The organism is Kitasatospora sp. NPDC096140 (assembly GCF_040303045.1).
Classification (GTDB): domain Bacteria; phylum Actinomycetota; class Actinomycetes; order Streptomycetales; family Streptomycetaceae; genus Kitasatospora.
In genome coordinates, this window is record NZ_JBEOUW010000007.1 from 22701 (window position 1) to 43210 (window position 20510).

General features: G+C 73.6%; 19 protein-coding genes. 10 read left to right on the top strand and 9 right to left on the bottom strand.

Features of this window, described 5'->3' with window-relative positions; all coding sequences use genetic code 11:
- The first annotated feature begins 42 nt into the window (after positions 1 to 42).
- Positions 43 to 663: a TetR/AcrR family transcriptional regulator gene (locus tag ABT048_RS08830; protein WP_350520621.1), complete on the top strand. Its 621-nt coding sequence runs from the start codon at positions 43 to 45 to the stop codon at positions 661 to 663.
- Between the two features lie 74 nt (positions 664 to 737).
- Here ABT048_RS08830 and ABT048_RS08835 read toward each other — a convergent pair whose 3' ends face one another.
- Both ABT048_RS08835 and ABT048_RS08840 read right to left on the bottom strand, forming a co-directional pair.
- A complete protein-coding gene (locus ABT048_RS08835; RefSeq protein WP_350520622.1) occupies positions 738 to 1712 on the bottom strand; it encodes a DUF1906 domain-containing protein in 975 nt (324 codons plus the stop codon).
- A 244-nt stretch (positions 1713 to 1956) separates the two neighbouring features.
- Positions 1957 to 3558, bottom strand: a complete 1602-nt coding sequence (locus ABT048_RS08840; RefSeq protein WP_350520623.1) for a sodium:solute symporter — start codon at positions 3556 to 3558, stop codon at positions 1957 to 1959.
- Between the two features lie 247 nt (positions 3559 to 3805).
- Here ABT048_RS08840 and ABT048_RS08845 point away from each other — a divergent pair, with 247 nt between their 5' ends.
- From ABT048_RS08845 to ABT048_RS08855, 3 genes are all read left to right on the top strand, one after another.
- Positions 3806 to 4504 carry a hypothetical protein gene (locus ABT048_RS08845; protein ID WP_350520624.1) on the top strand — a complete coding sequence of 233 codons (699 nt, stop codon included), beginning with the start codon at positions 3806 to 3808 and terminating at the stop codon, positions 4502 to 4504.
- A 235-nt stretch (positions 4505 to 4739) separates the two neighbouring features.
- Positions 4740 to 6794: a protein kinase domain-containing protein gene (locus ABT048_RS08850; RefSeq protein ID WP_350520625.1), complete on the top strand. Its 2055-nt coding sequence runs from the start codon at positions 4740 to 4742 to the stop codon at positions 6792 to 6794.
- Positions 6795 to 6877: 83 nt separating this feature from the next.
- A complete protein-coding gene (locus tag ABT048_RS08855) occupies positions 6878 to 7963 on the top strand; it encodes a hypothetical protein (protein ID WP_350520626.1) in 1086 nt (361 codons plus the stop codon).
- Between the two features lie 86 nt (positions 7964 to 8049).
- On the opposite strand, the gene ABT048_RS08860 is transcribed toward ABT048_RS08855, so the two are convergent.
- Positions 8050 to 9222 carry a glycosyltransferase gene (locus ABT048_RS08860; RefSeq protein ID WP_350520627.1) on the bottom strand — a complete coding sequence of 391 codons (1173 nt, stop codon included), beginning with the start codon at positions 9220 to 9222 and terminating at the stop codon, positions 8050 to 8052.
- Positions 9223 to 9446: 224 nt separating this feature from the next.
- On the opposite strand from ABT048_RS08860, the gene ABT048_RS08865 reads away from it, so the two are divergent.
- On the top strand, positions 9447 to 10805 hold the full coding sequence (locus ABT048_RS08865) for a helix-turn-helix domain-containing protein (protein ID WP_350520628.1): 1359 nt from the start codon (positions 9447 to 9449) through the stop codon (positions 10803 to 10805).
- Between the two features lie 191 nt (positions 10806 to 10996).
- On the opposite strand, the gene ABT048_RS08870 is transcribed toward ABT048_RS08865, so the two are convergent.
- Entirely contained in the window at positions 10997 to 12205 is a 1209-nt protein-coding gene (locus ABT048_RS08870; RefSeq protein WP_350520629.1) for a tetratricopeptide repeat protein, read from the bottom strand.
- Positions 12178 to 13086, bottom strand: coding sequence for a hypothetical protein (locus ABT048_RS08875; RefSeq protein WP_350520630.1), 909 nt, complete (start codon positions 13084 to 13086; stop codon positions 12178 to 12180). Before ABT048_RS08875 ends, ABT048_RS08870 begins: the two co-directional genes overlap by 28 nt.
- A gap of 70 nt (positions 13087 to 13156) precedes the next feature.
- On the opposite strand from ABT048_RS08875, the gene ABT048_RS08880 reads away from it, so the two are divergent.
- Both ABT048_RS08880 and ABT048_RS08885 read left to right on the top strand, forming a co-directional pair.
- The gene (locus ABT048_RS08880; RefSeq protein WP_350520631.1) at positions 13157 to 13690 is read left to right on the top strand and encodes a GNAT family N-acetyltransferase; all 534 of its coding nucleotides are present in this window, start codon (positions 13157 to 13159) and stop codon (positions 13688 to 13690) included.
- 573 nt (positions 13691 to 14263) lie between these two features.
- Positions 14264 to 14566 carry a hypothetical protein gene (locus ABT048_RS08885; RefSeq protein ID WP_350520632.1) on the top strand — a complete coding sequence of 101 codons (303 nt, stop codon included), beginning with the start codon at positions 14264 to 14266 and terminating at the stop codon, positions 14564 to 14566.
- Between the two features lie 129 nt (positions 14567 to 14695).
- Here the strand turns inward: ABT048_RS08885 and ABT048_RS08890 are convergent, their stop codons facing one another.
- Positions 14696 to 15202 (bottom strand): hypothetical protein, encoded by a 507-nt coding sequence (locus ABT048_RS08890; RefSeq protein ID WP_350520633.1) that lies wholly within the window; start codon positions 15200 to 15202, stop codon positions 14696 to 14698.
- 363 nt (positions 15203 to 15565) lie between these two features.
- On the opposite strand from ABT048_RS08890, the gene ABT048_RS08895 reads away from it, so the two are divergent.
- The gene (locus ABT048_RS08895) at positions 15566 to 16567 is read left to right on the top strand and encodes a hypothetical protein (RefSeq protein ID WP_350520634.1); all 1002 of its coding nucleotides are present in this window, start codon (positions 15566 to 15568) and stop codon (positions 16565 to 16567) included.
- A 106-nt stretch (positions 16568 to 16673) separates the two neighbouring features.
- On the opposite strand, the gene ABT048_RS08900 is transcribed toward ABT048_RS08895, so the two are convergent.
- A complete protein-coding gene (locus ABT048_RS08900; RefSeq protein ID WP_350520635.1) occupies positions 16674 to 17441 on the bottom strand; it encodes a hypothetical protein in 768 nt (255 codons plus the stop codon).
- Between the two features lie 144 nt (positions 17442 to 17585).
- On the opposite strand from ABT048_RS08900, the gene ABT048_RS08905 reads away from it, so the two are divergent.
- Positions 17586 to 17939, top strand: coding sequence for a hypothetical protein (locus ABT048_RS08905; protein WP_350520636.1), 354 nt, complete (start codon positions 17586 to 17588; stop codon positions 17937 to 17939).
- 58 nt (positions 17940 to 17997) lie between these two features.
- On the opposite strand, the gene ABT048_RS08910 is transcribed toward ABT048_RS08905, so the two are convergent.
- The gene (locus tag ABT048_RS08910) at positions 17998 to 18570 is read right to left on the bottom strand and encodes a hypothetical protein (RefSeq protein WP_350520637.1); all 573 of its coding nucleotides are present in this window, start codon (positions 18568 to 18570) and stop codon (positions 17998 to 18000) included.
- A 144-nt stretch (positions 18571 to 18714) separates the two neighbouring features.
- On the bottom strand, positions 18715 to 19497 hold the full coding sequence (locus ABT048_RS08915) for an SDR family NAD(P)-dependent oxidoreductase (RefSeq protein ID WP_350520638.1): 783 nt from the start codon (positions 19495 to 19497) through the stop codon (positions 18715 to 18717).
- Between the two features lie 49 nt (positions 19498 to 19546).
- Here ABT048_RS08915 and ABT048_RS08920 point away from each other — a divergent pair, with 49 nt between their 5' ends.
- Positions 19547 to 20491 carry a helix-turn-helix transcriptional regulator gene (locus ABT048_RS08920; RefSeq protein ID WP_350520639.1) on the top strand — a complete coding sequence of 315 codons (945 nt, stop codon included), beginning with the start codon at positions 19547 to 19549 and terminating at the stop codon, positions 20489 to 20491.
- Positions 20492 to 20510: the final 19 nt, after the last annotated feature.

Here is a 20510-nt window from a genome sequence, read left to right on the forward strand (position 1 = left end):
GACGGGATCGGCGGAGCCGACAGGGCCGGCAGGCGGAGCAGGGTGGCCACGTTGCCGCCCCGGGAGCGGATCCTCGACGCGGCGGAGGAGCTCTTCGCCCGCGAGGGGATCAAGGCCGTCGGCGTCCAGGCGATCGCCGACCGGGCCTCGACCACCAAGATGGCGCTGTACCGTCACTTCGCGACCAAGGACGCCCTGGTGGAGGAATGGCTGCGCATCGTCGCCGCCGACTACACCGCCGTGTTCGACCGGTTGGCGGAGGCCCACCCCGACGACCCCCGGGCCCAGATCCTGGGGATGGCCCGGTTCATCGCCGACGGACTTCCCGGGATCTCCCACCGGGGGTGTCCGTTCATCAACTCCATCGCGGAACTGCCCGACCGCGCGCACCCGGCGCGGCGGCTGATCGAGGCCCACAAGGCCGGCCAGCTGCGCCGGCTCACCGACCTGTGCGCCCGGGCCGGACTGCCCGACCCGGACGAGGCGGCTGCGGAGCTCACCTTCGTCCTGGAAGGAGCCCAGGTGAGCGCCCAGAACGGGAGCGTCGAGCACGCGGGCGAGCGGCTCATGAGGATCGTCGGGGCCGTCCTGGAACGGCACCCGGCCCCTGCCCCCGACGGCCCGTCACGGCACCGGACCGGCCGACCGCCGGGGAACGGCTGACGGACGGCCGGGGAAGGGAGCGCCGACCGCCGGGGAACGCCTGACGGACGGCCGGCGGCCGGCTCGGCAGCGGGTCAGGAGCCGCCCGCCACCAGGCCGTCCACCTGGTCGCGGTCGATGCTGAGCGCCATCCCGCCGTACGTCTCGTTGACGCCGCCCCGGTACTGGTGGATGCGGTGGCCGGTCCACAGGTCGTCGGGCAGCCCGGCCTGGCCGGTGGTCGTGGCCTTTCCGTCCCAGCGGGCGTACCAGATCGCGTCCGGCAGCGGGGACCGTCCGGCCCGGGCGGCGGCGACGATGTCCGCGATGCCGGAGTCCATGCTGGAGTAGAAGCCCGAGCGGTACCCGGCCTCCTGCAGGGCCCTGGTCCAGCCGGCGGTGAAGTCGACCACCGCCCGGCTGCACACCGCGTCGCCCGACGGGTACGCCTCCATGTCGAGGTACACCGGGCTGCCCGGCCCCAGCCCGAGCGTCTGCAGCGCCTGCGCCGCCTCCGCCGCCTCCTCCCCGCCCTGCTCCTCGGCCCGCTCCGGGTCGATCCGCAGCGGCTTGTCCGGGCGCGCGGCGCAGGGCGCCTGGAGCCCGACGTGCGTGGGCACCAGCTGCCACCCCATCGCGCGGACCTGGGCCACCCACTGCGGCGTCAGCCGGCTCTGCGTACAGGCGCGCTGGCCACCGCTGCTGTAGATGTTCACCGCGCCGTACGGCGAGGCGGTCCACCAGACGGACATGGCGTCCAGCGACGGCGCCGAGCAGGCGTCGAACCCGGGCCCGGTGTAGCGGTACTCGGGCAGCGCTTCGTCCGGTCGTGGTCCGCTCGGCAGCGGTACGGGCGGCAGCGGTACGGGCGGTCGTGGCACGGGCGGCAGCAGTCCGGCCGGCAGCGGTACGGGCGACAGCAGCCCGGCGAGGGGGCCGGAAGCGGGCGCGGCAACGGGCACGGGCCGGACGGCCGGCTCCCGCGCGTCGTGGGCGAGCCCGTGGGCGGCGCCGGGGAGCATGGCGAGCACGGCCGCGGCGGGGAGCGCGGCGAGGGACGAAAGGCGCATCCCCCCGTTCTAACCGCCGCCGGGGACGCCCCCGCGTCACACGGCGGCCGTGCCGCACCCGTTCACCCGCAAGCGCGACACCGCCGAGCCGAACGCACCGGACGCGGGCCGGCCGGCTCGGACGGAGCCTCACCACACCGTTCCCGCCCGGCCGACCGGGACCTCACCGCGGTCGGGCGGTCCGGCGCAGCGCGGCCGTGAAGGCGGCCGCGTGGCGGGCGATGTGTGCCGCGTCGGCCCGGTATCAGTCCGGGGCGGGGGCCGCCTCGGGGCGGCCGGGGCCGCCAACGGGGTCGGCACCGGGGCCCAGAACGGGGCCCGGCTGTGCGGCGCGCGCGGGGACGCGCGGGGTTTCGGGTGCGCGGTGGAGCAGGCTGAGCCCGCCGCCGACGGCCAGGGTGACCACCACGCCGATGGGGACCAGCCACTGGGCGGCGATGGCCGTGGGCACCGTCCCGGCGGCCGTGGTGACGTCGATCTTCACCCCGCGCACGAGGTAGGTCATCGCGGCGACGGTGACCACGAAGGCGAGTACGGAGTCGGTCCCGTTGGCGCGCCGCACGAGGCGGCCGAGCAGGAAGGCGCCGAGCAGCGCGCCGTAGGTGTAGCCGGCGATGGTCAGGCCGGTGAGGTAGACGTTGCCGGTGCTGGTGCTGAAGGCGCAGGCGAAGACGGCCATCAGCGCGGCCCACACCAGGGTCATCACGCGGGCGAGCCTGAGGAGGAACTCCTCGGAGGGCGTGCTGCGGAAGAAGCTGTGGATGATGTCGGCGACCGTCGAGTTCGACATGGAGTTCAGCGCCGAGGACAGCGAGCCCATGGCGGCGCCGAGGATGCCGGCGACGAGCAGGCCGGAGACCACCACGGGCAGCCCGTGCAGGATGAAGTCGGGGTAGAGGTTGTCGGAGCTGCCGAGTCCGAGCGCCTTGAAGCTCTTGCCCTGGTTGTAGGACCAGAGCAGGGCGCCGACGAGGGAGAAGGCGGCGAACTGGAGGGTGACGAACACGCCGGAGGCGATCATCGCCTTCTGGCCGTCGCGCAGGGTCCTGGTGGCGAGGATGCGCTGCACGATGAGCTGGTCGGAGCCGTGGCTGGCCATGGCGAAGATCGCGCCGCCGACGATCGCGGTCGGTAGCGCGAACGGGCTGGTGAGGACGTGGGCGGGGGCGAAGTCGGTGTCGAAGAGCCGGAACCGGCCGGCGTCCAGGGCGCGCGCGTAGCCGTCGGTGCCGACGTGGCCGGACAGCACCGCGATGGTGAGGAGGGCGCCGCCGAGGTAGAGGCCCATCTGGATGGCGTCGGTCCAGATGACGGCCCTGATGCCGCCGAGGTAGGTGTAGACGACCGTGATCAGCGTGAGCACGATGATGATGGTGCGGTAGCCGGTGTGCACGCCGAACTCGCCGAGCAGCAGCTTGATCGGGATCGCCGAGGCGAACAGGCGCACGCCCTCGGCGAGCAGCCGGGTGACGACGAAGGTCACCGAGGCGAGCCCCTGGAGCCCGGGGCCGAACCGGCTGCCCAGGTACTGGTAGGCGCTGACGAAGCCGCCGCGCTTGTACAGCGGGATGAGCGCGGTGGCCACGACGACACGGCCGATGACGTAGCCCAGGGCCAGTTCGACGTTGCCGAAGCCCTGCCCGCCGTAGGCGCCGCCGGGCAGGCTGATGACGGTCAGCACGCTGGTCTCGGTGGCCACGACGGAGAACGACACGGTCCACCAGGGCATGTGGCCCTCGCCGACGAAGTAGTCCTTCGCGGTCCGCTGGCGGCCGGCCAGCCGCAGACCGATCACGGCGATGGCGACCAGGTAGACGACGACCACGAGAAGGTCGAGTTGGCGCACGCTCTCTCTCCTGTCTCTCTCCCGGCCGCCGTTCCCTCCCGCCCCCTGCGCTCTCCCGGCTCCGGGCCCGCTCCCGACGTCTCCTCATCATCACGCACCGGAGCCGGTCTCAGGGCCGAAAGCCCGGATGCCTGCTGACGTGCCGTCCGATCACAATCTGAGAATCGGATGATCTGTGAGACGGCGGTGACCTCCGGTGGGATGCTGTGCCCTTGGTCCGACCACCGCACCGACCCGGGAGCCACCCATGCCGCTGTTCGGCAACCGCAAGAACCTTCCGAAGCCGCTCTGCGACGAGCACGGCCCGTGCAAGGCGCTGGCCGCGATCTCGGTCTTCGAGGTCCGGGACCGGCTGCGGCTGCTGGTCGCCCCGACCCGGTCCCTGGGCCCCGACCCCATGGCCCGGCCGATCGACGACGAGCTGTCGGTCGTCCTGTGCGTGAACGGCGGCAAGCGCGGCGGGGCGACCGAGGCCCTGTCGATAGCCGAGCACGCCGCCGACCAGTGGAGTGTCAGCCGGGCCGAGCTCTGGGAGCGGGCCTTCGCCAACCTCGCCACCGAGAAGCTCAACCGACAGTCCTTCAACGCGACGAACGGCGACGTCCTGTACGCCGTCAACGGGATGGGCGTGTGGCCCGGCGCCGCCCAGGCCCTGCGCCTGGAGAACGCCCTGGGCGGGGCCGAGCTGCCGTACGGCGCGCTGGTCACGCTGCCGACGAGCAACGCCTTCTGCGCGGCACCGATCCGCACCGGCTCGTCGCTGAACGCGATCCGCTTCATGATCGACCTGTCGAAGCAGCTCCAGGCGAACGACCCGGCCCCGCTGACCTCCTCGATCTTCTGGTACCGGGACGGCTGGCTGGAGAACCTGAACGTCGGCGACAACGGGATGATGCGGCCCTCCGCCCGCTTCCGGGAGATGGCGAACGGCCTCCCGGCCGCGTGAGGCCCGCCCGGATCGGGATCCCGGCTCGCCCGCCGGGGGCTGCCGGCCGTCCGCCGAACGATTGGCACGGTGTGCGAAGCACTCGCCCCGCCGTCACCCGCCCCCGGGGGCCGGGAACCCGGTGTCCACGGGGTGCGTCCTCGTCGTCGGTCGGCGTGCCGTAGGGTGCCGCGCCGGCAGGCACAGTCGGCGGTGGCGCACGGCGAGCACGACACGGAGCGGGGAGCAGCACACGATGGACGACCGGACGCAGCAGGGCGACAGACCCGGCGGGGGCGGCACGCCCTCCACCGCCCCCGGCGAGGCCCCCCGGGCCGAGGACGACCGGGTTGACGAGGCCGGCGTCGACGAGGCCGGGGTCGACGAGACCCGGGCCGAGGACTCGCAGACCGAGCAGACCGCGGAGTCCGCGGAGGCCCGGCCCGAGGAGCCGCAGGTCGAGAAGCCGCAGGTCGAGGACGCCCGGCCCGAGGACGCGCGCGGGGCCTGGGAACTCCCGGGCTACCTCCACGACCGCGAACTCGGCGCCGGAGCCAGCGGCCGCGTCGTACTCGCCCACCACCTGGAAACCGGCACGCCGGTCGCGATCAAGTACCTGCACGACCGCGTCGGCACGCCCGCGCTGCGCGCCGAGGCCGAGGTCCTCGCCCGGATCGACTCCCCGCACATCACCCGGCTCTACGAGTACGTGGAGGGGGCGCGGGGCTCCGCCATCGTGATGGAGCTGGTGGACGGCATCGCCCTGCGCGACCTGCTGCGCGCGGAGGGCGCCACCAGCGCGCAGGCCGCCCTGGTGGTGCTCAAGGGCTCCCTGCTGGGCCTGGCCGCCGCCCACGAGGCCGGGGTGGTGCACCGCGACTACAAGCCCGCCAACGTGCTCGTCGACACGGCCGGCACATCGAAGCTCGTCGACTTCGGCATCGCGGTGCCCAGCGGCGACGACCGCGACGTCTCCGGCACCCCCGCCTACATGCCGCCCGAGCAGTGGGCGGGCCGCCCGGCCTCCCCGGCCGGGGACGTCTACGCCGCCACCGTCACGTTCTTCGAGTGCCTCACCGGCGCCCGTCCCTTCGAGGGCGCCACGATCGCCGAACTCGCCGTCCAGCACGCCGAGGCGCCGATCCCCGCCGAACTCGCGCCCGACCTCGTCCGGCCGCTGATCCTGGCCGGTCTGGCCAAGGACCCGGAGGCCCGTCCCGACAGCGCGGCCGCGTTCGTCCGCGAGCTGGAGGCCGTCGCGACGACCGGCTACGGGCCGGGCTGGGAGGAACGGGGCCGCCTCGACCTGCTGGGCCTGCTCGCGCTGCTCGCGCCGCTGCTGCCCGGCGCCGGCGCGGCCGGTGCCACCTCGCTGGCCCACACGTCCGTGGGTTCCCAGAGCTCCCTGGGTTTCCTGGAGTCGCTGGGCTCCCAGGGTGCCGTGAGCGCCCTCGGCACCCAGGGCGCGGCTCCTGCGGCCCAGCAGATCCCGCACCCGGTCCCGCCCGGCCGCGGCGTGCTCCGGCGCAACCGCGGCAAGGCCCTCACCGGCGTCGCGGCCGGCGCCCTCACCCTCGCCACGCTGGCCGGCCTGGCGGCTGCGGGGGCGACTGACGGCGGTGCCCGCACGGTCGTCGGCGCAGCCTCCCCGGAGGCGACCACCAGCATCGACCCGCAGACGCCGACGGACGGCGTCGCCTCCCCCACCCCGAGCGGCGACGGCTCCACGCCGAGCCCGACGGCCTCCACCCCCGCCCCGACGGCTTCGCCCACGGCCACCCCGAGCACGCCCGGCAGCACCCCCACCGCCACCCCGACCACCAAGGCGCCCACGGCACCCGCCACGCCCGGCCGGCCCGCCCCCGGCGGGCCGCCCGCACCGTCCACCCCCGGCGCACCCGCCCCCACCACGGCCGCGCCGGCACCGCCCCCGGTCACCGCCCCGCCGAGCCCCAGCCCGAGCCCGACGGTCGCCCCCGCCACCCTGACGGTCGACTCGGTCAGCCTGGCCCCCGTCACCTGCAGCGGCCGTTGGAGCCTGACCGCGACGGCCACGGTGACCGCCCGGGGCACCGGCAGCGGGACGCTGACGTTCAGCTGGTACCACAGCTCGGGCGGCCGCGCGGTCACCGTCGCGACCGACACCGTGCCCGTGGTGAACGGCACCGCCACCATCAGCCGCGCGCACGACTTCGGCTCCGCCGACACCTTCCCGACCTGGGGCGTGCGCGTCACCACCACCCCGGCGGCGGGCAAGGCGGGCACCACGTCCTCCGAGACGTCCGCCTTCCTCTGCAACCCGCCCCGCTGACGCCCCGGCACCTGATCCTCCCGTTGCCCGTGCCGTTCCAGTCTGCTCCCCCTTTCCGTCCCCGTTCCCGTCCTGGAGAAGCCATGTCCACCTCCCGCCCCGACTCCGCGCCCGACCCGGGCGCGGACAGGACCGTCGTTCTCGGCAAGCACCCGGCCGCCGACGGCGGTACGGGCGGCGGAGCCGCCGTGGGCGAGGCGACCGTCCGACTGCCCCGCGAGACGGAGGCCACGGTCCGCCTCACCGGCACCCCCGGCGGGACGGGAGCGAGCGCCGAGGGGGCGGAGTCGGAGGGACCCGACGGCGGTACGGGCGGCGGAGCCGCCGTGGGCGAGGCGACCGTCCGGCTGCCCCGCGAGACGGAGGCCACGGTCCGCCTCACCGGCACCCCCGGAGGGACGGGAGCGGGCGCCGAGGAGGCGGAGTCGGAGCCGGAGAGCGCGACCTTCCTCGACCCCCGGGTCTGGGGCAGCGAACCGCGGAGCGGGCAGACCCTCACCCTCACCGACTCCACGCGGACCGAGGAGTCCACCGCTCCGGCCGCAGCCCAGGACGCCGAAGCGGCTCCCGCCGTCCCCCCTGCCCCTGCCGTCCCCGCCGACAGTGCAGCCAGTGCAGCCGCCGCCTCGTCGTCCTCCTCCGGGTCCGCCACCCCGGCGGAACGCCCGCTCGCCTCAGGGGAGTTCCGCCACTTCGGCCCCGGCGTCCCGCCGCGGGCGGCCGCCGCCTGGCACGGCCAGACGGTGCCGGAGACCGGACAGCCACGGCCGCCTCGCCGGGTGTGGCGGTGGCTGACCCCGTTGCTCGTCGTCCTCCTGGCCCTCGCGGCCTTCCTGTTCTGGCGCCACCTGCGCCCCCCGGCCCTGGCCGTCACCGGTGTCACCGTGACGACCGACCAGGCGAACCCCGGCTGCGCGGCCACCGCGGTGGTCACCGCCGCCGTCGAGACCAACGGCGGTGCCGGCACACTGCGCTACCGCTGGGTGCGCAGCGACGGCACCACCTCGGACGAGATCGTCCAGGACGTCCGCTCCGGTGTGCACCACACCGACCTGGTGCTGCGCTGGAGCTTCGAGGGCCAGGGCGCACTCCAGGCCACCGCGACCCTGCAACTCCTCGCCCCGGCCCCCCGCACCGCCGCCACCTCGTTCACCTACCACTGCAGCTGAAGCCCGTCGCCTGCCGCCTGCCCCACGCGGGCGGGCGGTCCGGGTGGAACGCCGGGTTGCAGGCCGGGTTGCAGGCCGGGTGTGTCTCACCCGAGGCGGACGGGGGCCTGCGCGTGGTCGTACAGCTGCGCGATGTCGAGCGGTGGGAGCCGTGACAGCGTGGTGCGGGCGGTGTTCATCGCGGCGGCGTGACGGGGGTCGCCGAGGACGGCCGTCATGGCTTCGGCGATCTCGTCGCGGGTCGCGGTGAGTTCGAGCGCACGACCGAGCCCGCGCCGGGTGAACGCGGCGGTGTTGCCGGGCTGGTCGGCGAGAACGCCCATGCCCAGGAGGGGCGTTGCGCCCTGGACGGCGTCGAGCAGGGAGGCCCGGCCGCCGTGTGTCACGAACAGGTCGGCGCGGTGCAGGAGCGCCGGCTGCGGGGCGTGCTCGACCACCGTGATGCGCGGGTCCGCGCTGTGCAGGTCCTCGGCGAGGCGTCCTGCGGACACGATCGCCTCGCAGCCGATGTCGGAGAGTGCGGCCGTGATCTCCCGGTACGCACCCCCGACGACGCTGCGGAGACCGGCCATCGCGGTGGTGAGGGTGCCGAGGCTCACGTAGACGAGCGGCCGGGACGAGGAGGAGGCACGCCCCCGACGGTCGGGCTCAGCGGTCCGGAAGCTCGCGACGGTGCGTCGGACGGCGTGCGCCGAGGGCGGGGGCGCCGCGTGGAACCACGGGAGCGGCGCGGGGGTGAGCATCGGGGGCAGTACGGGGACGTCCTGCCCGTACCGGTCGTGGAGGGGCGCCAGGGCGGGTACGACGTCGGTGTCCCAGAGTTCCAGGAGCAGCGGGCCGAGCCCGTTGTCCGCTGCCAGCAGCGGCAGGTGCAGGACCCTCGCCGCGAGGTGCGCGCCGAGGTCGCTGCACTCGGCGATCACCAGATCGGGCCGTGTGCGGGTCCACGCGGCGATCAGGTCGCGGGCCTTCCGTTCGGCCTGGTCCGGCCAGAGCCGACCGAAGACGTGGCGGTTGAAGGACGCGTTCCCGTACTCCTTCCAGATCTCGCTCGCCTCCTGCTGCACGGCGGGATCGCAGGTCCAGTCCGACCCTGCCCGGTGGAACTCCACTCCTCGGCGCCGGGCTTCGAGGCGGAACATGGGAGGGGCGTGGAGCGCGACCCTGTGGCCCTGCTCAAGGGCCGGGCCGATGACGTAGTCGAGCGCGGACACGTGCGAGGGGACCGGCTCGGCGGTGATGGCGATCCGTAAGGCCACGGGGGACTCCAAGTGGTGTGGTGCGGGCCCGCGTTGCGGGCTTCGCGGGCGGTGCGTCGACCGGATGACCGGGCTCTACGACCGAAGCGTGCGTGACGGTCCGTCCCGGCGACCAGAGCTGACGGCACGATGGGTAGGGTGGAACGGCTGATGGGGCTCTGACCAGCGGGGGCGGAACGGGCCTGGAACGCCGGACCGGGACGCCGGGGGATCGGAGGGGACAGGTGTCACAGGACACGGGGGCCGGGGAGGCGGAGGAGTTCGCGCGGCTGCTGCGGGAACTCAAGGACCGCTCGGGCCTGAGCTACGGGACGCTGGCCAAGCGCCTGCACATGAGCACGTCGACGCTGCACCGCTACTGCAGCGGCACGGCGTTGCCCAACGAGTACATGGCGGCGGAGCGCTTCGCACGGCTGTGCCGGGCGACGCCGGAAGAGCTGGTGGAACTGCACCGGAGCTGGATCCTGGCGGACGCGGTACGGGGGCGGCGGACGGAGCGGGCCGCGGAGCCGGCGCCGGCCCAGGTGCCGGCGCAGCCTTCGGCGCCGGCGCCGGAACCCAAGCCCGATCCGGCTCGGACTCCGGCTCCGGCTCCAGCGCCGCCCGCCTCCCCGGCGGCCGGGGAAGCGGGCGCTGAACCGGTCGTCGAGGTGGTGACGCCGCCCGGATCGCCGCGGCGCCGCCGCAACGTGCTGATCGCCTCCGCCGCGGCCGTCGCGCTGCTGGCCGCCGTGGTGGTCTTCGTGCGTCCCGGCGGCTGGGGCGGCGACGACTCGGGCGGCCGGCAAGCGGCCGGCGCCACCGCGTCGGGCGCGACGGCCACGGGCACGACAGCGCTGCCGGGGCCGCCGCCCTCCGCCGTCTCCGCTGCCTCCACCGCCGGGACGGCGAGCCCGTCGGACACCGCCACGGCAGCCGCCACCCCGCCCGGGACCGCGGCTCCCGGGTCCGCCACCCCCGGTGCCACCCCATCGGCCGACGCACCCCCGCCGCTCACCGTCGGCACCCGGCCGTACGTCTACGACAACCCGTGCAGCCAGCACTTCCTCGTCAACAGCGCGCCCGCCCAGGTCGGGCCGCCCGCCCCCGAGCGCGACGCCCCGCGCTGGGCCGCCGCCTACGGCGCGGTGTCCTCCGGCGAGCAGGAGATCGCCTTCACCGTCCAGGGCACCGGGGCGGACACGGTCGTCCTGGAGGCGCTGCACGTGCGGGTCGTGTCCAGGGGTGCGCCGCTCGCCTGGAACGACTACTCGATGGCCGTAGGCTGCGGCGGCGAGGTCGACATCAAGTCCTTCGACATCGACCTCGACCGGGGCAGCCCCACCGTCACCGTCAAGGGCGGCCAGCGGAACTTCCCGTACAAGGTCAGCGAGTCCGACCCGGAGGTCTTCTACGTCATCGGCCACACCAAGGCGCACGACGTCCGCTGGGACCTCACCCTGGACTGGTCGAGCGGCAGCCGCCGCGGCACCATCCGCATCGACAACGGCGGCACCACCTTCCGCACCAGCGCCAACGTCAACCGACCGGGCTACGACTACCCGCTGGGCCCCAACGAGTGGATCAAGCGGACGGACGGGTAGTGAGGATTCCGGTCCCCTGTCGGTAGTGACAGGAGACCGCTGTTCCGGTACCGACCCGGGAGCCGGTACCGGAACAGGGTGTGGGTTACGACTCGGGGTCCGCGTTGGGGCGTGCTGTAGTACCGGACGCCGGTCACGGCGTGGACGAGCAGGCGAGGACGAAGGCGGCGCGTTCCATGGGGCACTCCGGTTTACTGAGGGGCCGAGGGGAGGTTCGTGGGTGCGCGTAGCGCTTCATCCCGCGCACGGAAGCCGAAGCTGATGAGGGTGACGCTCTCTCCGGCACTGAGCGGCGTCCGGCCGTGTGGCGTGAGGGCTCCGTCGAAGACGACGCAGTCGCCCGGGGCGAGCTCGCATGTGAGGTAGCCGTCAGCGTTGATGAAGGCGGTGGCGCTGACCAGGGGTGCCCCGCTGGGGCGCTCGTGCCACAGGCACAGGATCAGGTTCGCCTCGCCGAAGCCCAGCTCATCCACGTGGAAGTCGAGGAACTGCCCTTCCTCCGTGTACACGATGTAGACGGCGGTGTGCGGTTGCTCGACGGCCAGTCCGGTGGACCGTGCCACGACGGAGGCGAGGTCCACCTGTTCGGCGAAGCGGTTGGCGGCGTCGCCGACGGCCGCGTTCCACTTGCCGTTGTGGAGGTATCCGTCAGTGGCGACGGCCTTCTCGGCCTCCTCCGCCATGGCGGCGATCAGGGTGGCGGGGAGCGACTGATCCCGCAGGTGGCGCAGGTGGCGCGGGTGCACTCGCTGGTGCGCGGTGAGTGCCCGCGTGCCGTCCCGTAGGGCAGTGAAGTCCTCCGCCCATCGGGCCGGCGTCCGTGTCGTGGTGTGGGACTGGAGCCAGGAGGTCCACCTGCTGCTCCAGTCGCTCGGGGCCGGGGCCGGGGATGCGGCGGTCTTGGCGAGCAGCAGCTCCACCCGGTCGAGTGCGGCCTGCGTGGACTCGACCAGTTCGGCGTCTTCCTTGGCGATCCGCAGGCGCAGCGCCTCTTGCAGGTGGGCCTGGGCACCTGCAAGGTCGCCGCGCTCCATCAGCGCCTTGCCCGTGTGCTGGAGCGCGTAGTCCACAAGTTCCGGGTGCTGCTGGCGCGCGGTGCCCAGCGCGCTGCGGTAGAGCGCGTCCGCGTCCTGTACTTCCCCGGCGTATCGGTGCGCGTCGCCCAGGTTGAGCCCGGTGGCGACGACGGCGTGGGTGTTGCCGAGGGTCGCGGCCAGGTCGAGCGACTGCCGCAGGAAGGTGCGGGCGTCGTCGTAGTTCCCCAGGCTCAACTGGCCGATGCCGATCCAGCGGGTCAGGACCCGGGCACGGGCGGGGTCGGCCCCGTCGGCCAGGGCCCGCAGTTCCTCGCCGAGTTGGCCGACCGCGGTGGTCAGCTCAAGGTGGTCGGTGGGGACCATCCGAAGGTTGTCGTCCTGTGTGATGAGGTGCCCGAGCATTTGACCCTCCGTCGTTCGGTTCTGCTCAGCCTGGCACTACAGCTGGTCGGTCTGGTGGCGCAGGCCGGCCAGCAGCTCCACACCGTGGGGGTGAAGTGCTCGCGCATCAGTTCGAGTTCGCGCATGAGGTAGCGGACCGCCTGCAGCCCCTCGTCGTAGGAGCCCTGGAAGCAGGCGCGCTCGTCGGGCGTGAGGTCGATGCGGGCCATTTCGGTCCGGCGGAAACGCAGCAGCTGGTTGTACACGCAGGTAGCGTGGAAGGCCCTGTCGATCTCCCAGTACTGGTTGCGGTCCTCACCCTGACCGGCCCGCCACCTGATCTCGATCTTGGGAGAGGTCCTGGAGGAGTACCTGTCGGCGAAGACCTGGTACTGGAGGACGTGAAAGCTGATCGACTGGTGAGTGCCCTCGTGCAGGATGTTCTCCGCCAGGAACAGAGGGGAGGGCCGCTCGCTGACAGTGTTCGGCGGGATGTGGCGGGACGCCTTGTCGGAGAACACGATGACGTACGGGAGCGCCGGGTCGCTGGAGCTGGTCAACGAGGAGATTCGGACATCGGGCTTGAGGCCGACCCACAGGAGTCCCCTGACGAATTCGCGCACGCGGTCGAACCCTTCGGGGTGAACCAGCGACAGGCGGTCGAGGGCGTGGATCAATGCCGCGCGCCGCTCGTCGGTGTGCTCCACGATCTCGTAGGCTGTCAGGTTGATCTCGTCGGCGATCTCGCGCGGGAGCGCGGCGTCGAACCAGTCAAACGTCGTTCCGGCCACGGTCACGGGTTCGCGGCGCAGGGCGCGGGCGTGCTCCGCGTAGGGGGTGCCCGACTTCACCAGTCGCTCCATCAGGGCGAACGTGTTGAACCCCTCCCTGGCCGCTGCGAGCACCGCCCACCTGATCGTTTAAAGGAGAACCGTGCAGACTCCCGTCTTCGAGACCTTCACAGATCCGGATACCGCTGCCCGCATGCTGGACGACATAGCCCCGCTGTACGAGGAGGTGTTCGCGGAGCCGCCCTACTTCGAGGGCGCCCGCGACCTCGCTGGGTTTCTGGAGGGCTACGAAGCTTTCCGGACGATGCCGGGCTTTCGGCTGGTGCTGGCACGCTCTGGTTCGTCGCTGGTCGGGTTCGCCTTCGGTCTCCTCCTTCAGTCGGACAGCCGTTGGTGGAGCGGTCTCGGCCTGGACGAGGGCTTCACCCGCGAAGACGGACACCGGACGTTCGTGATCCGAGAGATTGCTGTGGCTCCGGATCACCGTCGACGGGGGTTGGGCCGAGAGCTGCACACAGCTGTACTCGACGGGGTCGAGGTGGAACGGGTCACGCTTGCCGTCCGCCCTGACGCACAGGCTGCGATGAAGCTCTACGAAGCGCTTGGATACCGCGAGTTGGGAGACAAGGTACCTGCGTGGGACGGTGCCCCGGTGTACCGCTACATGGTCCGCTAGTTCACCGACCCGGCGCACCCCCGCTTCCTCACGGAGGCGAGTGTGCTTCGCGTCTCGGGCCTCACCCCCCGGTCAGGCGGGGGCGGGGCCTGGAGCCACCTGGTACTTCTCCTCTTCTTCCGGTGACGGGAGCAGGACGGCGACGGACAGCTCGATCGCGGCGACCCGGCGGTGAGGTAGCCCCGTCGGCTGGCGGCTGCACCCACCCAGGCCCCCGCAGCGTCCCTGGGCATCCAGACGCCCCCATTGCTTCTCGACGGTACCGATCTGCTCGCCCAGGCCCCGGACGACCCGGTAGCGGCCACTTCGTAGTCGAGTTCGAAGCACCGCGGATTCCATTGGCCGTCGGGCTGAACGTTGTCGGGTGGATGCTCAGGGCGGGTTCCTTCCGTTCGGGCGGGCGGGGGTGGGGCGAGGAGTCGTACAGCCACAGGCAGTCCGAGTCGCCTTCGAGAAGGGCGTGCACAGCCTCGTCGACGGCGTGTTCCGGCTGCCGCCTCGCTCTCCTAAGGCGCCGGTGGCGGCGGCCGTAAGTCGATTGCCGGAGCTCGGCCGCTGCGCGACCATCGTCGGATGGAAACGGACGAGGGCCGGAAGCTGGTTCGGGTGGTGCAGACGTGTTCTGCCTGCCCGTCGCAGTGGGATGCCTGGACGGCGGACGGCCAGTACCTGTACCTCCGGTACCGGCACGGTGAGGGCAGCGTCGAGTGGCACCCCGGGCCTGACGATGAGGCCGACACGCCGGAGTCCTGGAACGCGGGCCTCTCGGGGCTCCTGGTCGAGTGGGACGACGGCACCGACGGCGGTGTCATCAGCCTCGGGGACTTCCTCGCGGCAGCGGGTCTGGTGCTGGCGCCGGGTGCCTCGGTGAGCTGAGGCCGTGACACAGCGTCGGTGCGGGGCCGGGCGACGGTCACCCGACCGACCGGACAGCGTCAGGGCCCGCCGTCAAGGCCCCCGCGGGCGGGGGTTCGACGACGGGCCCTGACGTGCCCGGCGGCTCGGTCAGCACAGCATGTCTTGGCCGCTGTTGACGACGGAGCCGTTCGAGAAGTTCCACTCCGGCGTGTGCCCCTCGCGGGAGCAGCCGCTGAACTCGGCGATGCCGTAGTAGTAGCGGTCGCTGGAGGGGTTGGAGTAGATCGACAGCTTGCTGTGTCCGGGGAGGAACGAGTCCCACCAGGCCGTCCCGTCCCACACGACCGTCGGGGACGCCGGGCCGTACTCGGAGCCGCCGCCGGAGGAGTTCCGGACCTCGATGAAGCCGTTGGCCCTGGTCCAGTTGGTGTTGGTGATGTGGGCTTCGGTGTAGGCGCCCGAGGTGCACGAGTCCCACGCGAGGTAGAACGTGCCCATGGTGTGGCCACCGCTCCAGATGTAGCGGGTCGGGCCGAGCTGGGACAGTCCACAGGCGTGCGCGGTGGCGGCCGGGCCGGCGACGGCCACCGTCAGGCCGCCGGCTGCGACGGCGAGCGCGGTGATGCCGGCCCGGATCCGGGTGCGGAGTTTCATTTCACGTCCCCCTTTGTGAGCTGAACTTCCTCGTTCGAACGGTGCCACGGAATCCGGACCCCGGTCCAGCCATCGACTTACCGGATTCCCGTAAAGCTTTCGTATGGCGCCGCCGATTGCCGCCGACGCGTTTTGTCGGGCGAATGACCCATGGTGCCGAGATGGGTCTTCTCGTCGCTCCGGAACGGTTTCTCCGACTATGCCCCGTTCCCCGCGGTCGGCACGTGAGGCGACGCGGGTGAACGGAGTGACGGCGGGGGAACGACGCCGCGCCTAGCCCGTAACTCGGTTGTGCAACAGGATGGTTGGCGTCGCGCGGGCCGGGCATGGCCGGTCCGGGCACCAGAGCACCGGGGGGATTCGATGCCTACCACCACACCGTACGGCGATTCGGACGGACCGGGGTCGTCCCGGACCGACGTTCCGGTCCAGCCGTGGACGGCTCCTGCACGCAGTGCGGCGCCGCGACGGGCGCGGGCCGGCCTGGCGGCACAGTTCGTCCTGCAGTTCCTCTACATTCCGCTGGGATTCCTGCTCGTGATCGGCTGGGTGGCCTTTCTGGTCGGAACGGCTCCCGCCGGTGGCGGCGGCGGTGCGGAGATCACCGATCCGGCCGACGTGCTGATCGGACTGTCGCGGTCCGGAATCTCCTGGCGCCGCCTGCGCGTCGAGTGGAACGGCAGGCCCGAGGACTGGGAGACGTTCACCGAGGGGCTCCTGAAGGACCGTTTCGCCCGCGCGGAGAAGAAGAGCGGCTGGGACCCGGCCGAGCTGCCGCCCAGCGGTGTGCGCCGGGCCGTCACGGGCCTGGGGCGCCACCACTACCGCGGCCTGGCGCCCACGCGGGTCGAGGAGTCCGCCGAGCGGCACGGGTGGTCGGTGGACCGGACGAAGAGCAGTTCCGTGCAGGGCCGGCTGCACTTCTTCCGCCGCATGCCGCCCCCGGTCCACGTCGGCGTACCCGATCCGTACGGGGCGCCGCCCGCGCCCGGCACGCCGTGGGGTCCGATGCGGTGCCGCGTGGTGGTGCCACTGCTCACCCTCGTCCTCGCGCCGCGGGTGCGTTTCCTGGAGCTCCGCCGCAGCCCGCACGCGTACGTGCGTCACCTGCGGACGTACCTGGAGAAGCGCTTCCGGGCCGAGTCGGCGCGCGAGCGCAGGCGTGACACCTACCGGTTCGACGGGGCGGGCCGGGTCATGCGCCGGGTCAGCGTCGGGCCCCGGCACTTCCGGGGCGCGGGCGCCGCAGCCGTCCTGCGGATCGCCGCCGACCAGGGCTGGAAGCTCGACCCGGCGTTCCCCGCCGATCCGCAGGGCATCCTCCACCTGTGCCGGCTGGACGCCGGCCGCCGCCGGAAGGCCTGACACCGCGCGCGGGGTGGCGGCGCGGCGCGCCCCGGGCCGCCGGGGACGCGGAGCTCAGGAGGCACCGGTGGACGCGGGGCTCAATGGGCACCGGTGGACGCGGGGCTCAAGAGGCGCCGGTGGGCGCGGACCGGCCGACCTGGAGGTGGTAGTCGGCGGCGGTGGCGAAACCGCCCGCCGCTCCCCGCACGCTGAGTTCGTGGCGGCCGGGGGCGAGCGGCTCCAGCCGTACCCACAGGCCGCAGGCGTACCGGTAGACCTTCCCGGAGCCGGCGGTGAACGGGTTGCCCTTGACCGTGTCGAACCCGATCAGGGTCGGCTCGATCGTCTCGACGGGCAGGGCGCGCCCGTCCAGGGTGGCGCTGCCCTGGGCGGCGGCCATGAAGTCCAGGCAGTCGGTGCGGCCGCCGCTCAGGTTCACCACGGGGAAGATCATCGGCATGTCGGCGGGCACGGTGCAGGAGCGCGTGACGGCTCCGCCCGTGGTGCCGGCGAGGAACCAGAGGTCGGCCTTCTGCCCTTGGCCGCAGAGGTGGCCGTCGCGGTCGAGGACCGGATTGCGGGCCTGCTCGATCGAGGCGGCCCAGCTCCACCAGCTCGCCTGGACGTCGTACGGCCGGATGGCCTGCACCCTGGCCGTGTAGGCGGGGTTCGCGTCGGGCGGGGGTTCCTGCGTCGCCGGGACGCTCGGCGAGGGAGTCGCGGCGGCGGAGGCGGTGGAGCCGGCGGCGGTGGGGACCGGGGTGGCGGACCCCGAGGCGGCGGGGCTCGGGGCGGCCGAACCGGCGGCCCGGTCGGGGGCCGGTGAGCCGGTGCAGGCCGCGGTGAGGACCAGGGCGCCGACGAGTACCCCGGCGAGTCGTCTGGAGAGCATGATCGGAAAGCTTACGGGGGCAGGTCCGGGCACCGGACGCCGGGCGGCCCGGCCCACCCGGCCCGGAACGGCTCCCCCGGCCCGGCCGTCGCCGGACCGGGGGCGGTTGACGGATGGTCACGGCCGGGCCCTACGGTGGTCGGCATGACGAACTCGGGGACCCCGGACAGCGACAAGACCGACGTCCGGATCAGCATCTTCGGCGGCAACCGCCTTGCAGGACACGAGATCCACAGCCGCACCGTGACCGCCTCGCTCATCGGCGGCGCCGACATCGACCTGACCGACGTGGACATCCCGGACGGCGCCGAGGTGCGGATCACCAAGCTCAGCCTGATCGGCGGGGTGAAGCTGCGGGTCCGCCCGGAGGTTCGGGTGGTGGTCGGCGGCATCCGCCTCGGCGGGGTCAGCGACGACGGCCCGAGCCGCCCCGGCGGCCCGACCGTCCACGTCGCCGCCTGGGGCCTGCTCGGCGGCGTGAGCGTCCTGCGCGACTGACGCGGGCCCGCGCCGCCGTCGGACGGTGGGCGTCGGCGTCAGGTGGTGGGCGTCGCCGTCAGGTGGTGGGCGTCGGCGCGGGCGACGCCACGCCGGTGGGCGGGGCCTGGCAGGGCAGGGTGACCATGACGCTCACGCCCTGGCCGGGCTTCACCGCGCCCACGGTGATGGTGTAGTGCTCGGACTCCTGGGAGGCCTTGAAGTCCCAGGTGTCCGCGTCGGACCCCTTGGAGGCGATCTTGAAGCCTTCGCCCGCGAGCTTCTCGCGCAGTGCCCGGACCACCTCGGGACGCTGCTCGTCCGCGGCCTCCAGTTGGATCGCCGAGCCGAGCTGGTACGGCTCGCCCTCGTCGGCGACGCTGATCCCCCGGCCCGGGCACTTGAAGAAGCCGGACATGCCGCCCCACGGATTCCGCTCAAGGCCCGTCAGCGTCCGCACGTGGTCCTCGATGCGCTCCGCCCGGGTCCGCGCCTCCTCCCGGGACTCCACGCGCACCGGCTTGCTCGGCGCGTCCGACCCGCCGACGAGCGAGCACGATCCGAGCACCAGTGCGCCCGCCACCATCAGCACGGCCGCACCGGCCCCCCGTACGGCCGCACCGGACGGAACGGCCGTCGAACTCTTGGACAACTGCGGTACTCCCCCGTGAACAAGCGTGCGATCTGCAGTCCGGATGCTACGGCACCACCGGGGAGGATCCGTACTCGATCCGAGGCCCGCCGCGCCCGGTCCCCGTCCGTCCGCCGTCACCTGTCAGCCGTCGGCCGTCGGCCGTCAGCCGTCGCGGAGGATGCGGTGGGCGATCGGCGGGTGCACGCGGAGCAGGGCCAGCAGGGCCCGGGAGGCGCCGATCGGGACGAGGGGGCGGCCGCGTTCGATGCCCCGGGCGATCGCGGCGGCGGCCTCGGCGGCCGACAGCTTGCGGACCGCACCCTCCCGGTCCGCCGTCATCGCCGTGTCGACCAGCGGCAGCACCACCTCCTGCACCCGGACGGACGGCGTGTCGGCCTGCGCCTGGTAGCGCAGCGACTGCACCAGGGTGTGCACGGCGGCCTTGGTCGCGCAGTAGACGGGTGCGGAGCGCTTGGGCGCGTACGCCAGGCCCGAGGTCACGGCGACGAAGGACGCCGGGCCGCCCGCCGCCGCGAGGTGCGGCCAGCTCGCGGCCGCCAGCTCGACCACCGAGCGGAAGTTGACGGCGATCTCCTGCCCGACCCGGTCCAGCAGTTCGGGGCTCGGCCCGCCGGTGAGCGAATCCAGGTGCTGGACACCGGCGTTGGCGACCACCACGTCCAGCCCGCCGAGCTGCCCGGCGGCGAGCCGGACCACCCGGGCGGCCTCCCCGGGCACCGCCAGGTCGGCGACCACCGCCTGCCGCGCGGGCTGCGGCGGAACGGTGAAACCGTTTGCGGTGTCCGGGACTTCGGGCACGCCGGGGTCGCTGCGGCGGCCGCAGGTGACCACCCGCGCGCCGGCGTCGACCAGGGCGCGGGCCAGGGCGTCCCCGACCCCGCTGGTGCCGCCGGTGATCAGGATGCGCTTTCCACTCACGTTCATGCCCGCCACGATGGCCCGGCACCGCACCCCGCACTTGTACGATCGCGCCATGGCGCCTCCCCCGTCCCGGCCCTCCGGCCGGACCGTGCACCCCGAACTCACCGCCGCGGTGCTGTGGGCCGTCACCGCGGGCGCCACGCCCCCCGCGCCCGCCGCCCGGCTCGCCGAGCGCCACCTCGCCGACGGCGCCCCCGTGCCCGAGCAGCTGCACCGCGAGCTGCTCGCCCACCTCCACCGCCTCGGCTGGCCGACCGTCCTGGCCGCCGCCCGCCGGCTGTTCGCCCGACCGCGGGACCCGCTGCTGCGCTCCCTCGTCGCCGCCGAGGACGTGGCCGACCTGCTCACCCGGTCCCGGCTCGCCGAGCCCTGGCTGTACATCGGCCACACCACCCGGGCCGACCTGCGCCCCGGCGAGCTGACCGTGCGCCACCTCGGCCACCTCGGCCACCGGCCGCTGCCCGCCGAGACGCTCTTCGTCTGCGCCCTCCACCTGACCGCCGTCGCCACCGTCACCGCCCAGGACGTGGACGCGGTCCTGCTCACCGGCGACGGCCGCACCCTGCCGCCGTCCGCCGTCCACCCGACCGACGCGCCCGCCCCGATCGCCGCCTGGCGGCTGCGCTGGACGGACACCGCGACGGCCCCGACGGCACCCCACCCGGCCGGGCGGCGGCTGCTCGGCGAGGTCCGCCGCCGGATCGCCCTCGACCCGGCCGCCCCCTGGCGGGTCGGCGACACCGCCACCGGCCTCGGCCTGTCCGCGCGCACCCTCCAACGCGCCCTGCGCACCGCCGGAACCACCTTCCAGGCCGAACTGACCGCCGTCCGCCTGGACACCGCCGGGCACCTGCTGCGCCGCACCGACCTGCCGCTCGCCGACATCGCCGCCGCGGCCGGGTTCACCGACCACCCCCACCTCAGCCGCCGCTTCCGCGCCCACCACGGCTGCACGCCCAGCCAGTTCCGCCGCCGGTCCGCCGAGGCCGCGCACTGAGCCACCGGCACCGGGCGGC

Coding starts and splice junctions, on each gene's coding strand:
- ABT048_RS08870 (WP_350520629.1), bottom strand. CDS start 12,205: ATGGTCCCCACCGACCACCTTGAGCTGACCACCGCGGTCGGCCAACTC.
- ABT048_RS08835 (WP_350520622.1), bottom strand. CDS start 1,712: ATGCGCCTTTCGTCCCTCGCCGCGCTCCCCGCCGCGGCCGTGCTCGCC.
- ABT048_RS08895 (WP_350520634.1), top strand. CDS start 15,566: ATGCCTACCACCACACCGTACGGCGATTCGGACGGACCGGGGTCGTCC.
- ABT048_RS08915 (WP_350520638.1), bottom strand. CDS start 19,497: ATGAACGTGAGTGGAAAGCGCATCCTGATCACCGGCGGCACCAGCGGG.
- ABT048_RS08905 (WP_350520636.1), top strand. CDS start 17,586: ATGACGAACTCGGGGACCCCGGACAGCGACAAGACCGACGTCCGGATC.
- ABT048_RS08850 (WP_350520625.1), top strand. CDS start 4,740: ATGGACGACCGGACGCAGCAGGGCGACAGACCCGGCGGGGGCGGCACG.
- ABT048_RS08885 (WP_350520632.1), top strand. CDS start 14,264: ATGGAAACGGACGAGGGCCGGAAGCTGGTTCGGGTGGTGCAGACGTGT.
- ABT048_RS08845 (WP_350520624.1), top strand. CDS start 3,806: ATGCCGCTGTTCGGCAACCGCAAGAACCTTCCGAAGCCGCTCTGCGAC.
- ABT048_RS08855 (WP_350520626.1), top strand. CDS start 6,878: ATGTCCACCTCCCGCCCCGACTCCGCGCCCGACCCGGGCGCGGACAGG.
- ABT048_RS08900 (WP_350520635.1), bottom strand. CDS start 17,441: ATGCTCTCCAGACGACTCGCCGGGGTACTCGTCGGCGCCCTGGTCCTC.
- ABT048_RS08920 (WP_350520639.1), top strand. CDS start 19,547: ATGGCGCCTCCCCCGTCCCGGCCCTCCGGCCGGACCGTGCACCCCGAA.
- ABT048_RS08890 (WP_350520633.1), bottom strand. CDS start 15,202: ATGAAACTCCGCACCCGGATCCGGGCCGGCATCACCGCGCTCGCCGTC.
- ABT048_RS08875 (WP_350520630.1), bottom strand. CDS start 13,086: ATGGAGCGACTGGTGAAGTCGGGCACCCCCTACGCGGAGCACGCCCGC.